Origin of the sequence: Halobellus sp. (genome assembly GCF_042218505.1) — an archaeon.
In the GTDB taxonomy this organism is placed as follows: Archaea; Halobacteriota; Halobacteria; order Halobacteriales; family Haloferacaceae; genus Haloquadratum.
Genome location: NZ_JBDGQZ010000015.1, coordinates 1 through 12,648, shown reverse-complemented (window position 1 = coordinate 12,648; position 12,648 = coordinate 1). Strand labels below are relative to the sequence as shown.

General features: G+C 70.2%; 16 protein-coding genes and 1 tRNA gene. 4 read left to right on the top strand and 13 right to left on the bottom strand.

Annotated elements, in window-relative coordinates; genetic code table 11:
* Nucleotides 1-3: 3 nt before the first annotated feature.
* Both ABEI27_RS04065 and ABEI27_RS04060 read right to left on the bottom strand, forming a co-directional pair.
* Complete coding sequence (locus tag ABEI27_RS04065; RefSeq protein WP_375798192.1) at nucleotides 4-1,458, bottom strand: single-stranded DNA binding protein; 1,455 nt, start codon at nucleotides 1,456-1,458, stop codon at nucleotides 4-6.
* A gap of 160 nt (nucleotides 1,459-1,618) precedes the next feature.
* Entirely contained in the window at nucleotides 1,619-2,134 is a 516-nt protein-coding gene (locus ABEI27_RS04060) for a hypothetical protein (protein ID WP_375798135.1), read from the bottom strand.
* Nucleotides 2,135-2,246: 112 nt separating this feature from the next.
* On the opposite strand from ABEI27_RS04060, the gene ABEI27_RS04055 reads away from it, so the two are divergent.
* A tRNA-Arg gene (locus ABEI27_RS04055) sits at nucleotides 2,247-2,319 on the top strand.
* 219 nt (nucleotides 2,320-2,538) lie between these two features.
* On the opposite strand, the gene ABEI27_RS04050 is transcribed toward ABEI27_RS04055, so the two are convergent.
* On the bottom strand, nucleotides 2,539-3,063 hold the full coding sequence (locus ABEI27_RS04050; RefSeq protein WP_375798134.1) for a hypothetical protein: 525 nt from the start codon (nucleotides 3,061-3,063) through the stop codon (nucleotides 2,539-2,541).
* Nucleotides 3,064-3,199: 136 nt separating this feature from the next.
* On the opposite strand from ABEI27_RS04050, the gene ABEI27_RS04045 reads away from it, so the two are divergent.
* Nucleotides 3,200-3,442, top strand: coding sequence for a hypothetical protein (locus ABEI27_RS04045; protein ID WP_375798133.1), 243 nt, complete (start codon nucleotides 3,200-3,202; stop codon nucleotides 3,440-3,442).
* 15 nt (nucleotides 3,443-3,457) lie between these two features.
* Here ABEI27_RS04045 and ABEI27_RS04040 read toward each other — a convergent pair whose 3' ends face one another.
* From ABEI27_RS04040 to ABEI27_RS04010, 7 genes are all read right to left on the bottom strand, one after another.
* On the bottom strand, nucleotides 3,458-3,961 hold the full coding sequence (locus ABEI27_RS04040; RefSeq protein ID WP_375798132.1) for a hypothetical protein: 504 nt from the start codon (nucleotides 3,959-3,961) through the stop codon (nucleotides 3,458-3,460).
* Nucleotides 3,962-4,008: 47 nt separating this feature from the next.
* Complete coding sequence (locus ABEI27_RS04035; RefSeq protein ID WP_375798131.1) at nucleotides 4,009-4,929, bottom strand: metal-dependent hydrolase; 921 nt, start codon at nucleotides 4,927-4,929, stop codon at nucleotides 4,009-4,011.
* 143 nt (nucleotides 4,930-5,072) lie between these two features.
* Nucleotides 5,073-5,213, bottom strand: a complete 141-nt coding sequence (locus tag ABEI27_RS04030; protein ID WP_375798130.1) for a hypothetical protein — start codon at nucleotides 5,211-5,213, stop codon at nucleotides 5,073-5,075.
* Between the two features lie 40 nt (nucleotides 5,214-5,253).
* A complete protein-coding gene (locus tag ABEI27_RS04025) occupies nucleotides 5,254-5,574 on the bottom strand; it encodes a DUF5783 family protein (protein ID WP_375798129.1) in 321 nt (106 codons plus the stop codon).
* Between the two features lie 52 nt (nucleotides 5,575-5,626).
* Nucleotides 5,627-6,229 (bottom strand): hypothetical protein, encoded by a 603-nt coding sequence (locus ABEI27_RS04020; protein ID WP_375798128.1) that lies wholly within the window; start codon nucleotides 6,227-6,229, stop codon nucleotides 5,627-5,629.
* Nucleotides 6,226-7,107, bottom strand: a complete 882-nt coding sequence (locus ABEI27_RS04015; protein WP_375798127.1) for an ABC transporter permease subunit — start codon at nucleotides 7,105-7,107, stop codon at nucleotides 6,226-6,228. The genes ABEI27_RS04020 and ABEI27_RS04015 overlap by 4 nt, the downstream gene beginning before the upstream one ends.
* Nucleotides 7,104-8,063, bottom strand: coding sequence for an ABC transporter ATP-binding protein (locus ABEI27_RS04010; RefSeq protein WP_375798126.1), 960 nt, complete (start codon nucleotides 8,061-8,063; stop codon nucleotides 7,104-7,106). Before ABEI27_RS04010 ends, ABEI27_RS04015 begins: the two co-directional genes overlap by 4 nt.
* 121 nt (nucleotides 8,064-8,184) lie before the next feature.
* On the opposite strand from ABEI27_RS04010, the gene ABEI27_RS04005 reads away from it, so the two are divergent.
* Entirely contained in the window at nucleotides 8,185-8,838 is a 654-nt protein-coding gene (locus ABEI27_RS04005) for a DedA family protein (RefSeq protein WP_375798125.1), read from the top strand.
* Nucleotides 8,839-8,878: 40 nt separating this feature from the next.
* Nucleotides 8,879-9,436, top strand: a complete 558-nt coding sequence (locus ABEI27_RS04000; protein ID WP_375798124.1) for a GNAT family N-acetyltransferase — start codon at nucleotides 8,879-8,881, stop codon at nucleotides 9,434-9,436.
* Between the two features lie 24 nt (nucleotides 9,437-9,460).
* Here the strand turns inward: ABEI27_RS04000 and ABEI27_RS03995 are convergent, their stop codons facing one another.
* The 3 genes from ABEI27_RS03995 to ABEI27_RS03985 form a co-directional block, all read right to left on the bottom strand.
* The gene (locus tag ABEI27_RS03995; RefSeq protein ID WP_375798123.1) at nucleotides 9,461-10,591 is read right to left on the bottom strand and encodes a DUF4013 domain-containing protein; all 1,131 of its coding nucleotides are present in this window, start codon (nucleotides 10,589-10,591) and stop codon (nucleotides 9,461-9,463) included.
* A 100-nt stretch (nucleotides 10,592-10,691) separates the two neighbouring features.
* Complete coding sequence (locus ABEI27_RS03990; protein ID WP_375798122.1) at nucleotides 10,692-11,660, bottom strand: DUF4013 domain-containing protein; 969 nt, start codon at nucleotides 11,658-11,660, stop codon at nucleotides 10,692-10,694.
* A gap of 73 nt (nucleotides 11,661-11,733) precedes the next feature.
* Nucleotides 11,734-12,468 (bottom strand): competence/damage-inducible protein A, encoded by a 735-nt coding sequence (locus ABEI27_RS03985; protein WP_375798121.1) that lies wholly within the window; start codon nucleotides 12,466-12,468, stop codon nucleotides 11,734-11,736.
* Nucleotides 12,469-12,648: the final 180 nt, after the last annotated feature.

Below are 12,648 nucleotides of genomic sequence, written 5' to 3'. Positions count from 1 at the left end.
CGTTCAGAACACGTCCTCGGCGTCGAGTCGGTCGTCGTTGACCGTCCCGCGAACGGTGACCTCCTGGCCCAGTGTCAGCGTCGCGTCGGTGTCGACCTGCACCGTCTCCTCGCCGTCGTCGAGGATCACCGGGTCGCCCGTCTGGACGACCGTTCCCGTGAACTCGACCGCCTCGGCGGTCGCCGCGGTCGCCCCGCCGTCGGCCGTCGTCTCCCCGGCGCCGTCGGCGACGCTGTCGTCCGACGCGGCGGTATCGTTCTCGTCGCTCGCGTCGCCGGTGAACGCGCCCAGACCGGTGTCCTTGTTCGCCGACTCGGCGCCGTCGTCGGGCGCGGCCGCGCCGGCGCCCGTGTTCTCGTCGAGGACGACGACCGTCGAGCGCCATCCGGCCGAGGCCTCCAGGTCGTCCTGCCAGCCGTCCTGGATCTCGGCGTCGGCGACGAACACCTCGTCGCCGGGCGCGATCTCCTTGTCCGCCTTCTCGCCCCACAGCGCGACGCGGATGTCGCCCGTGGCGTCCTGGATGCGGACGTTGCGGACCTGGCCCTCGCTGCCGTCGTCGCGGTCGAAGGTCCGCTTTGGGTCGGCCGACCGCACCACGCCCGCCAGGTCGACCACCTCGTCTATCTCGACGCCGTCTATCGGGTCGGTCTCGGGCGTGAAGTCCACGTCGTCGTCCGTCTCCTCGACCGCCCCTTCCTCGCCGACGTGCAGTTCCAGGTCGCCCTCCCGCTCGCGGACGTACCCCTCGACGACCTCGACGGCCGTTCCCGGCTGTAGTTCGTCGGCGCGGTCGGCGCGCTCGTCCCACAGCGTCACGCGCACCCGCCCGGTCTCGTCGCCCAGCAGGAAGTTCGCGACCCGCCCCTCGCTGCCGTCGTCGCGGTCGAAGGTCCGCACCGACTCGGTGTCGAGGACGATCCCCCGCACCGACACGCCCGACTGGCCCATCGTCAGCGAGTCGACCGTCGCGCCCTCGCCGGGCTGGACGTCGATCTCGGCGTCCTCGTCGGGTTCGGCCTTGTCGACCGACACCTCCAGCCCGCTGTAGCCGTCCTTGGGACGACCCGCTATTCGGAGGACCTCTCCGACCTCCAGTTGCCCGTCGGCGATCGACTCGGCCTGTTCGTCCCAGAACGCCAGGCGCACGGTCCCCGTCTCGTCGGCCGCGTCCACGTTGAGGACCCGCCCCTCCTCGTCCTCGCCGTCGCGCTCGAACGTGCGCAGCTCGCCGATAGAGACGACCTTCGCGAGGAACTTCACCTCGTCCATGCCGGGTTCGATGTCGGCCACCGTCTCGACTTCCCCCTCGTTGAGTTCGTGCGCGATGAGCATCGCCGCCGTCTCCTCGTCGGCGAGGCCACCCATCTGCTCGACTTTCTCCTCGACGGCCTCGCGGAACTCCTCCTCGGAGACGTCGGTCTCCAGGTCCGCGTAGATGTCCTCTATCGCACCCATCAGTCTAGGCTGTGGCATGGCTCCTCGCCGCTTAAGCGTTGTCGTTGGTCCGCTCTCGTCTTCCCGTCCGGCGAATTCTCCACGGCCGGCGCCGGTATCGACCGCCCGGCGCACACTCGGTCGGACATGGACGCCGGTGGTCGCCCGCCCGGTGATAAATCTACGGTCGGTCGACGGTCGCGGCCGTGGTTCGCTCGTCGCCGTGGACGTGGACCACTTCGACGGTCCCCGGGAGCCCACCCGCGACGGCCACCGTCGCCTCGTAGCTGATCTCGCTGATGCAGTCGCCGGCGACTGCGGTCTCGGAGGACCGCTCGGACGCCACCGTCACCGTGAGCGTGCCGTCCTCGTAGCTGACCGACGCCAGCCGCGCGACGTAGGCGAGGTCGTTCCCCCAGACCGTGCCGGTCACCGTGACCGTTCCCGCCGACTCGTCGAACGAGACGGTCGCCTCGTCGCGCACCTGGCCACAGCCACTGTCCGTGACCGTCAGCGACCGGTCGGTGACCGACGGCTCGGCGTCGTCGGTCGGCGTCCCCGTCGGCGTGTCGGTGTCGTCGGGCATCGTGGTGTCAGTGTCCGCGTCGGTCCCGGCGTCCGGTTCCGTGGCGAGACAGCCGGTCAGCCAGAGGACGGACGCGCCGGCGAACCCGCGGAGAACGTGTCTGCGTTCCATATCCACAGGACTGCGCACGGAAATAAGGGTTTTGTCGAGGCTCAATCGCGCCTTTGAGACGGGCCCGCCGGATCGTAACCCCTTTAGCCGACTCCCCGCTACGGGGAGACGAGTCCGGATAGGGTAGTGGACTATCCTCTTGGCTTGCGGAGCCAGGGACCGGAGTTCAAATCTCCGTCCGGACGTTCTCGACGGTCCAAGACGGTGAGCGGAGCGAACCGTCGGAGTCGTCGAGAACGTGCGCAACGGAAGATTCGAGCAGACGAGTCGCAGTCCCGGAACGCCCGAGCGAAGCGAGGGCGCACGCCCGGAACGTCTCGGCGAGTTCAAATCTCCGTCCGGACGTTTCTGCCGACACCACACCGCGAGCGACAGCGAGCGGTCCGGAACGGACACCCGACCTGTCAGCCGACCCTGTTGTTCCCGTCGACGTATCCGTCGGTCAGTGCTGGCGAGTTACCGACCAGCGTGACGACCTGGTCTTCGACCCCGTCCGCGTCCGGGCCGTTCGCCGCGAAACTGAAGTTGTTGCGGGTGACGTACACTACCCAGCTCGGACTGTCCGAGTAGGTTTCCTCCCAGGCCGATTCCGCGTCGCCGGCCGACGGCCACCGGAGGATTTCGACGAAGTATTCGCCACCGTCCGCGTCGGTGTAGAACGCGCCGTAGCCGGCCTCCGCCCCGACCGATTCGAGCGAGTCGGCGGTCTGTTCGACGAGTTCCCCCTGCTCCCATCCCTCCGGCGGTTCCGGCAGGAGGGCCCGCGGGTCGGCGTCGGACGGCGGCGTCGAGGCGCTTTCGGCTCCTGCCCCGCCGGCCGTCGGGGTCTCACTCGCGGGGTCTCCGCCGGCGGTCGGGGCGTCAGTGCCTCCACCCGTCTCACCCCCACCGCTACAACCGGCGACTATTGCTGCTCCGAACACTGCCAACGACTGGCGACGCGATCGACCCATGTCTGCCGGTAGTGCACTGTTCGAAGGTAACAATCATGCGGCCGAGTTTTCAGAATCGATAGCACCGTCCGTCGTACTGGACGTTTTTCAACGTCGGGCCCCGAGTGGTCGTATGGTCGGGTCACGGGCCGCCACCGCGGCCGTCGGTAGCCTGCTGGTCACCGTGGCGCTGTGGTGGTATTTCGAGACGCCCGTCGTCTTCTCGCTTCTCGTGTTCGTTCCGCTCCTGTTTCGGGGACTTGGAAGCGACGAACCCGAAATCGTCCAGGAGTGTCCGACCTGTGGGTTCCAGGCGACCGTCGACGCCTACGACTACTGTCCGCGGGACAGAACGCCGCTTGAAGAACCCGAGTAGCGGTGTGAGCGCCCGTCAGAACCAGCTCGCGAACCAGCTGTCGTCGTCCTCGAGGTCGACCGGGTCCTTGCCGAAGTGTTTTTTCTCCTTGTGGACGAATTGGACCTCCGGGCCGGAGGTGACGGAGAAACTGTCACTGCGGTACTCCTCCTGGACGGCCTCCCAGCGACCCATCTCCCGGACGCCACAGGCGACGACCGTGACCATCGAAAACTCCTCGGTGTAGGCGTCGATCCGCCCGGGCAGCGTCTCGGCGGCGTCGCTCGCCAGTTCGCGGACCACGACGATCCCGATATCGTCGCCGGCGACCACGTCCGCCTCGACCGGCCCGTGGTCGACCCGAACCGGCACGTCGTCGCGGACGTTGCCCATACCCATCGCGACGACGCCCGAGTTCAACCGTTTGTCGAGATACTCCTGCAACTCGGCCTGGAACTCCGATTTCTGTCGGTGGTTCTGTTCCGGGATCCACTCGTCGACGTATTCGAGGACCTCCTTGGACAGCCCGCCAGCGAACATACCGCTCCGTAGGTGTCGCAGACACATCAATTGTCCACTCCGCCCAGTCAGACCAGGACGTACACGACGGCGTAGGCCCCGGCGGCGACGGCGACGGTCGCGAGCGCGGTGCCGACCGCCCGCCAGACGTCCGTCCGGGGGAGTGACGGGACCGTCGGCCACCCGGCAGGCGCGGCGCCGACCACTCCGACGGCGAGGACGCTGTAGACGAACTGGTAGGACACTGCAAGCGTCGGCGCGGGGAGCACGAACGCCGCCCCGCCGTAGACGACTCCCAGCGCGGCCCGCCGCCGGACCTGGTCGACCGCGCGACGGTCGGTCACCCGGCAGGCGGCGACGAAGGCCACCCCCACGGCGGCGAGTTCGACGCCGAAGGCCGCCAGCAGGTGCAACGTCGGGTCGGCCGCCAGTTCGATGCGGTCGGCGACCACGACGGCGTCAAGCGGGTAGAGCATCGCCGGCGGCGACCCGGTGAACAGGTCGCCGAACGGGTGCGTCAGGAGGCCGACCAGCGCCGCGCCGGCGACCGCCCGCGGTGTCAGCCCACGGCGTCGGCCCGCCCGGGCCAGCGCGGATGCGCCGGCGACGAAGGCCGTCGCGACGAGACCGCCGAGTCCGCCCCAGACGACCGTCGCCAGCGCGACCACGCCGACCAGCACGGCGCCGCCGGCCAGCGACCACGCGTCCCGCCCGGCGAGCAGTCCGACCGCGCCCGCGGTGACGAGGCCCACCGGGAGCGCGTGCGTGAGTCCGCGGTGGACCCGGTTGCCGGCCGCCCAGAACGCCTCGACGGTCCCCGACGGCTGCTCGACGAGTCCGACCAGTCCGTAGACGACGTCGACGTCGGGTAGCGTTCCGAACAGTCCGGCGAGAACCGCCGCCGGGACGACGACCGCCCGGTCCCAGCCCAGTCGCTCGCCGGCGAGGGCGACGATGGCGAACGCGAGGAGACCGTGACCGACGAACACGGGTCGGATACGTCGCCAGCGGGCTTAAATCACTTGTGGGCCGCGCTACCGCTGTACACGCGAGTCCGCGTTCGGTCGACACGCCCGGTCGCGTCGGCGCGGCCGCCGGGACGGCCCGACCGGCGACGGGAGTGGCCGACCAGTCACGCCCCGTCCTCGCTGACGATGTGGTGCTGGAGGGCCTGCCGGACGTGGTACCGCACCTCGTCGTCGTCGGCGCTGTCGAGGGCGGCTCGGAGGTACCGCAACGTCTCGTCGGCCGGGGACTCTTCCTCGGCTGTCATGGCCGGGGCTTGCTTCCGGAGCGGTAAACGTCCACTGACTTCACTCCTCGAGGGCGAAGACCGCCCGGAGTTCGGCCTCGATCTCGTCGACGTAGCGGTCGAGCAGCGCCTCGACGCGCTCCTCGTCGGCGACGACGCCCGAGAGCCGCTCGACCGACTCGTCGGGCAGTTCGACGCGGAACTGGCCGTCACCCTCGTAGAAGGGTTCGCTCTCGCTGAGGACCTGCTGGTCGATGGCGTGGACCAGTTCCGAGTCGTAGGTGTCGTTCATCGTGTCGAACGCGGCCTTGTACGCCCGCTGGAGTTCCGTGAAGTAGTTGGCGTACTTGTCCTCGAACTGCTCGGGGTCGAACTTGGCCATATCCGGACAACGGCGACCCCGAGTAAAAGTCGTCCGCCTCCGGTCCCGTCGACTACTTCGAGGAGCGCAGGTAGCCGCCGGCGCCCAGCGAGACGACCGCCAGGAGAACCGAGGCCAGCCGCAGGAGTTGCGGCGTCGAGCCCAGCGGGGGGTCGCCGGTCCGGGTCTCGACCAGGTCGTAGCGTTGCGCCCGCTCGCGGGCCTGCTCCACGCGCGTCTCGTTCACCTCTCCGTCCTCCACGGCGCCGACCTCCTCGGGGTCGACGTAGGCGCGCTCGTCGGCGGGCGGCAGGTGCGCGTCGTCGGCCGGGCGTTCGATGACGAGTCTCCCCGGGGTCGACTGGCTCCCGTTCTCGCGGGCGCGTCTGACCTCGGTCACCGTCGGGTAGTCGAACGCCGGGGCGCCCCGGCCGCGGGCGACGCGGTACTCGCCGCCGTTCTCCAGGGTCGTCACGTACAGCTCCTGGGCGCGCTCCGAGAGGTTCCCGTAGGCGACGACCGGGATCCCCCGCTCGCGTATCTCTGCGGGCGTCCCCGGCGCCGAGCCGCGGGTGTCGTGGACCAGCACCGGCCCGACCGGAAACAGGGCCGGCGCGACGAACAGCACGACCGCGAGGCCGACCAGCGCCGTGCCCGCCCGGTTTCGCCGGCTCATTCGAGGTCGCTCCGTTCGAACAGCCAGTAGCCGACCAGCGGCGGGACGACCAGCCAGACCGCCAGGACGACGACCGAGAACTCGTCCTGGAGGTACAGCGGCAGGACGGTGTTGGCCTCGCTCGAACCGTAGGCGACGTCGTCGGGCAGGCTCGACGTAAATATCGGCCGACGGAGGTCCGTCGGCACCACGAGGTTCGCCGCCTTCCGGTAGGCGACGAATGGGCTCGTGTACTGGACGGCGTTGTACAGGTCCGGGTTGGGGTCGGCGCCCAGAAGCGTCGTGTGGACGAACCGCACCATCCGGGGCACCTGGATCAGGGGGACGACGTACATGACGACGAGGACGAAGTACGACGCCATCGCGCCGGCGATTGCGCGACTCCGGGCGGCGACGGCTGCCGACAGCGAGACGGCGACGCTGACGAACACCGACCCGTAGACGAGCGTCAGGCCCAGCGTCCCGGCGACGACGCCCGCCGGGAACGCGCCGTGGCGGGCGAGCGCCGTGCTGATAGCCCCGAGGTAGACGAACCCCACGCCCGCGGCGACGACGCCCAGTCGACTCAGGAGCTTGCCGACGAACACGTCCCGGCGCGTGTTGGGCAACGAGAGCAGGAACTTGATCCCGCCGCCCTCGCGCTCGCCCGCGATGGCGAGGTAGCTCGCCACCAGCGCGACGATAGGCAACAGCACCGCGAGCGTCAGCGTCAGCGCCCGGAACAGCTCCTGGACGACCGCCGTCGGCGTCTCGTCGAACCCCCGCGAGACGTACGCCTGGAGTGCGCCGACCATACCCAGGACGACCGCCACGGCCCACAGCACCCGCGACCGGCGTGCGGCCCTGAAGTCCTTCTTTGCGACCGCCAGCGTGCTCACGGGGCCACCTCGCCGTCACGCCCCGTCTCACCCGCCGGCGCGTCTGCCCGGCCGTCGCGACCGCCCTCGGTGAACTCGTTGAACAGCGCTTCGAGGGAGGTGTTGTCCGCGAGGACGTCCACCACCTCGGTTCGTTCGTCGACGGCCCGGACGACGTCGACTTTCGCCGCGGGGTCGGTACAGTGGGCGACGAGCGTCGACTCGGTGACCTCGACCTCGGCGACGCCGTCGATGCCGGCGACGGCGTCGCGGTCCGGGGGCGCCACGCAGTCCAGTTCGATGGTCGCGTGGCCGCTGGCGCGCTCCCTGAGCGCGTCGATGGTGTCCATCGCCACGAGTCGCCCCTCGTTCATCACGCCGACGCGGTCACAGACGGCCTCGACCTCCGAGAGGATGTGACTCGAAAAGAAGACCGTCGTCCCCGCGTCGGCGCGGTCGCGGATGACAGACCGCAGCTGCTGGATGCCGTTGGGGTCCAGCCCGGTCGAGGGCTCGTCGAGGACCAGCAGGTCCGGGTCGTCGGTCAGTGCCATGCCGAAGGCCAGGCGCTGTTGCATCCCCTTCGAGTAGCCAGCGGCCTTCCGGTCGGCCTCGTCGGCGAGGCCGACGGTGGCGAGTATCTGGTCGGGGTCGGCGTCGGCGTCTTTGGTCTCGACGGCCCACTCGACGTACTCGCGGCCGGTGAGGTAGTCGTCGAAACCGTACCCCTCGGGGAGGACGCCGATGCGCTCGCGGATGGCCTCGGCCTCGCGCTGTGCGTCCATGCCGAAGACCTGTGCCGACCCCGCCGTCGGGCGGATGAAGTCGAGCAGGAGGTTGATCGTGGTCGACTTCCCGGCGCCGTTGGGGCCGAGAAAGCCGAAGATCTCGCCCTCGTCGATGGCGAGGTCGAGGTCCTCGACGGCGACCACGTCGCCGAACTCCTTTGTCAGTCCGTTCGTCTGGATGGAGGGCATGCGCCCGGACACACTGGGTCGCGTTGCAAGTGTCTTGTCGTTCCGGACGCACAGGCCCGAGTGGCACGGTCCCGTCCCCATCCCACAACGCCTATACTCGCGCCAGACCGACGGGTGACCGATGAGCCTCGACGCCGCCGACGGGACGCTGGGCGCCCGCGTCCGGGTGTTCGCCGAGGACTACGGCCTGCTCGTCGTCGCGGGGACGTTCTTCGCGCTGGCGGCCGTCGGCGTCTACCTCTTCGTGTTCGGCGACGCGGCACTCGCCCGCCGGCTGATCGACGACTACGGCATCTACGCCCTGTTCTGTATTTTCGTCCTCGAAGGTGCGATGTTGATGTACTTCGCCCCGAGCGAGGCGCTGGTCCCGTTTGCCATCACGGCGCTGGCCCGGACCGACGGCGGCTACCACTGGCCGACGGTCGCGCTCGTGTTCGTCGTCGCCGTGGCCGGTGCGACGGTCGGGCAACTCGCCCTGTTCGGACTCGCCCGCCGGGGGGGTCGCGAGTGGCTCCTCCGGAAACCGTGGTTCCGGGTCGACCCGTCGAGCCTCGACCGGTTCGACCGCTGGTTCGACCGCTGGGGCGGGGCCGCCGTCCCCGTCAGCAACGCCTTGCTTTTCACCCGCGGTATGCTGACGGTCCCGGCGGGCGTCTCCGGGATGGACCCGCGGCGGTTCGCGGTCCTCTCGGCGGTCGGGACGTTCGTCTTCGAGGCGTGGCTCGCGCTGGCGGCCCACTACGCCATCGAACTCGGTCTGTTGACCTTCTTCTGAACCGCAACCGTTTTCGCGGGGGCCGTCGAATCGGGCCGGTATGCCTGGGCCAGTCTTTCTCTCCGGCGAGCGCGTCTCGCTGCGGCCGCCCGGGGAGAGTGACGTCGCCTTTCTCCAGCACCACCACAACGACCCGGGCATCCGCCAGCTGATGCCCCGGGTCTACCCGCAGTCTATCGACGCGATCCGCGAGGAGTACGTCGAGGGCGACGACGAGGCCGTGCGACTGCTCGCCTGTTCGGGCGACGACGCCGACGCCGACCGACTGGGGTTTTGCTCGCTGTCCGACGTCGACCAGGACATGGGGCGGGCCGAAGTCGACGTCTGGTTCGCGCAGGACGTCCAGGGGCTGGGCTTTGCCGCCGAAGCGCTCGAACTGCTCATCGAGTACGCCTTCGACGAGTTGCGCCTCCACAGGCTGGAGGCGGCCACGACCGGGACCAACGACCGCTCACAGGCGCTGTTCGACCGCCTGGCGTTCGTCGAGGAGGGGCGACGTCGCGACTACTACTACCTCGGCGGCGACTACGTCGACCGCGTCGAGTACGGCCTGCTCGAACCCGAGTGGCGCGAGGGCGACCCCGACGATCCCAAATGAGGACCCGAGTCGACGGCGCCGCCGTCAGTCCCCGGTCGCGGGCGACCCGTCCGGTGTCCCTTCGCGACCCCCGGCGACGGTGCCGGTCGCGGGCGGGACGACGCCTTTCTCGGCGGCCTCGTGGTAGGCGTACCCCCAGTAGGCCGCCATCGCGAGGCCGACGTAGGGGAGCACCCAGATCCAGCCGACGACCGTCACGAACGAGAACAGCGCGACGAACTCCAGCGCGATGACGACGCCGACGGCGACCAGCGAGGCCTTCAGATACTCGAACGTGGTCATGAAATCCAGCGCCCGCCGCGTGGTGTAGGGCGTGCGCATCCGGTCGCTCGCGACGAACGTTAGCAACACTGCGGGCACCACGTACGCGAACACGAGTTCGACCGGGAGCACCAGCAGGATCGCCAGGCTCTCCTCCCTGCTCAGCAGGAAGACACCTCCCACTGCGGCGTACAGCGCGGCCGTGGGGGCGAGACTCACCAGCGTGTAGCGAACCCCGTCTACCAGGAGGCCGCCCCAGTCGTCGTACTCGGGCGGGCGCGACCGGCCCAGCGCCGCCGCCCGGGCGAGGCGGTAGCCGTAGCCCGACAGTATCAGCATCGGCACCACGAACAGCCACCCGAGAAAGAGCAGGCCGCTGATCGCGACCGGCCGCCACCCGCTCGACACCGGGTAGCTGAACGCGAAGGTGAACGGGTTCGTCCCGTGGAGCGACTCGCCGTCGCCCGTCCCGGCCGCCCCCGCCGGCGGGCCGCCGGGTGGTCCCGTCCGGGCGTGCTCACCGCTCCCGTGGGCCGCGTCCCGGCGGCCCGGCGCGCCGTCACCGCTCTCCCGGTGACCGCCCGCTGCTCCGTGGTGACCGCCCGCGTTCCCGTTCCGGATCCTCCCGTCGGGGCTCTGCCGGCCGTCCGGGACCCCCTGGGGACCCTCGGCCGGTCCCGGCCCGTCGCGTCGCCGGTCGGGAGCGTCGTGACCGCCCGAGCCGGATCCCCCTGACCCCCGTCGACCGGGTCCGCCCCCGGTGGGCCCCCGGCCGCCCGACCCCTCCGTCGGGCCGTCGTCGGCCGCCCGCGTCCCGCCCAGCTCGGCGCCACAGTGCGTGCAAAACCACTCTCTCTCCCTCACTTCGCCCCCACACTGCTGGCAGTACGGCATTACCGAACCCTCATCGAACCGTCACTAAACGGTTGTGGATCCTCGCGTGGGGCGCGCGCCCGTCCGGCCGTCGCCGTCCGTCCACCGGCGTCGGCGTCGGTCACTCACTACGGCCGTCGGTCACGGTCCCAGTCGCCGGCGGGACGACCCCCTTCCCGGCGGCCTCGTGGTAGAGGTACCCGCAGTAGGCACCCGTCGCCGGGAGGAGGGAGGCGAGCCCCACCGCACACGCCGTGGCGATGACCACGGCGACGGGACCGATACCGGCCGGAACCGAGTCGGCGACGGTCGCCAACTGCGCCGGGAGCGCGAGACCCGACCGGGCGACGGCGACCCAGACGATACCGCCCGCGAGCATCGCCCCGACCAGGCCGAACCCGACCAGCAAGACCAGTATCAACACGAGCCACCCAAACCCGAGCGTACCCTTCCAGTAGAGTTTCGACCCCAGCAGCGAGCGCAGGCGCGACCGAAAGCGGGCGTCGGTGACGCGACCGGTCCCGAGGTACACGACGACGGCCGCCATCGGGATGGCCCAGAGGACGACGTCGAGAACGACTGTCACGCCGGGTGACCCGAGTCCGCCGGCGACGTGCCCGGGCATCCACGCGCCGGCCCGTCCGGCGAGCGGTCCGAGGCCGACGGGGACGAGCGACGGTTTGACCCTGACCGAGGCCGCGGCCACGACGACGAACGGTGTGCCGACCACCAGCAACCGGGCGCCGTCGCCGACGAGGCCGCGCGGGTCGCCGTATCCGGGCGGGTGCGACCGCCCCAGCGCCGCCGCGCGACCGACGCGGTAGGCGTACCCCCACAGCGCCAGCAGCGGGACGACGAACACACTGCCCGCGAGCAACACCGTGTTCACGACGACCACGCGCGGGCCCTTGGCCAGGGGGTAACGGAGCGCGAACACCTCCCTGGAGTACCGGTCGTGTGGCAACTCCGTGCCGTCTTCCCCGGTCGAGGCGGTCCCGGCGTCGTCCGACCGGTCGGCCGCTGTCCGGCACTCGCGGCAGTAGGTCCCGTCGGTCCCGACGGGTCCGCCACACTGGCTACAGGCAGCCATTCATTGGCTGTTTAACACTATTCGAAAAAAGCTTTCCGCCAGCGTCCGGGACGCCAGCGAGAGCGCGGGCGTCTCACGTCCCGGGGTCGGCGACGCGTTCGGCGACCCACGCCGCGGCCCGGTCGACCTCGTCGGGGTCGGTCCCGGTCAGTTTCACGCGGCCCGGTTTCCCCTGGCGGGCGGGATAGCTACCGACGGCCACGTCGAACCGCTCGCGGACGCCCGCGAGCACGTCCTTGAGTGCGCCCTCGGGGGTAGCGGTCTCGACGGCCACGGAGACGGCGTCGCCGCCGAACTCCCCGGCCACGACCTCGAACATCGCACGCAACTCCTCGGGAAACCCCGGGAAGACGTAGACGTTCTCGACGACACAGCCCGGATTGAAACTCGCCTCGGTCTGGAGCGGGCGCGCCCCCTCTGGCAGGGCGGCCGTCTCCGCCAGATCCAGATCGAAGTCGTGGCGCTCGTAGCGCTCGGGGTCGTCCTCGCGATACCGGCGGGCCTTCTCGGCGACGGCCTCGCGCACCGCGTCCTGGACGGCCATCTCGCGGTCGAGGGCGTCGGCGACCGCCTCCAGCGTCACGTCGTCGTGCGTGTCGCCCAGGCCGCCCGTGACGAGGACGGCGTCGAACGCGTCGGCGAACTCCCGGACCCAGCGGGCGATCACCGCACGCTCGTCCGGGAGCGTGACCATCCGCGCCACCGTCGCGCCACGCTCGCCGACCTGGCGGGCCAGCCACGTCGCGTTCGTGTTCTCGGTGTCACCGGCCAGCAACTCGTCGCCGACGGTGACGATCGCGACCTGCATACCCGCCACCAGGAACTCCTGTGGGGAAACGCTGTCGACCCTGCCACGCCCGACGAACGGAGCCGCCCGTCAGTCGGTTCCGCCCCGAACGCTCCTCGCCCGACCCGGACCTCGTCGACCGACCCCTCATACTGTCAGCTAAAAATTCTTTAGGCTAGAGCGTGAGTAGTGGATATGGCC

Excerpts from the sequence above, each read along its gene's own strand:
- ABEI27_RS04065 (WP_375798192.1), bottom strand. The coding sequence starts at position 1,458 with ATGGGTGCGATAGAGGACATCTACGCGGACCTGGAGACCGACGTCTCC.
- ABEI27_RS04060 (WP_375798135.1), bottom strand. The coding sequence starts at position 2,134 with ATGGAACGCAGACACGTTCTCCGCGGGTTCGCCGGCGCGTCCGTCCTC.
- ABEI27_RS04045 (WP_375798133.1), top strand. The coding sequence starts at position 3,200 with ATGGTCGGGTCACGGGCCGCCACCGCGGCCGTCGGTAGCCTGCTGGTC.
- ABEI27_RS04040 (WP_375798132.1), bottom strand. The coding sequence starts at position 3,961 with ATGTTCGCTGGCGGGCTGTCCAAGGAGGTCCTCGAATACGTCGACGAG.
- ABEI27_RS04030 (WP_375798130.1), bottom strand. The coding sequence starts at position 5,213 with ATGACAGCCGAGGAAGAGTCCCCGGCCGACGAGACGTTGCGGTACCTC.
- ABEI27_RS04025 (WP_375798129.1), bottom strand. The coding sequence starts at position 5,574 with ATGGCCAAGTTCGACCCCGAGCAGTTCGAGGACAAGTACGCCAACTAC.
- ABEI27_RS04020 (WP_375798128.1), bottom strand. The coding sequence starts at position 6,229 with ATGAGCCGGCGAAACCGGGCGGGCACGGCGCTGGTCGGCCTCGCGGTC.
- ABEI27_RS04010 (WP_375798126.1), bottom strand. The coding sequence starts at position 8,063 with ATGCCCTCCATCCAGACGAACGGACTGACAAAGGAGTTCGGCGACGTG.
- ABEI27_RS04005 (WP_375798125.1), top strand. The coding sequence starts at position 8,185 with ATGAGCCTCGACGCCGCCGACGGGACGCTGGGCGCCCGCGTCCGGGTG.
- ABEI27_RS04000 (WP_375798124.1), top strand. The coding sequence starts at position 8,879 with ATGCCTGGGCCAGTCTTTCTCTCCGGCGAGCGCGTCTCGCTGCGGCCG.
- ABEI27_RS03995 (WP_375798123.1), bottom strand. The coding sequence starts at position 10,591 with ATGCCGTACTGCCAGCAGTGTGGGGGCGAAGTGAGGGAGAGAGAGTGG.
- ABEI27_RS03990 (WP_375798122.1), bottom strand. The coding sequence starts at position 11,660 with ATGGCTGCCTGTAGCCAGTGTGGCGGACCCGTCGGGACCGACGGGACC.
- ABEI27_RS03985 (WP_375798121.1), bottom strand. The coding sequence starts at position 12,468 with ATGCAGGTCGCGATCGTCACCGTCGGCGACGAGTTGCTGGCCGGTGAC.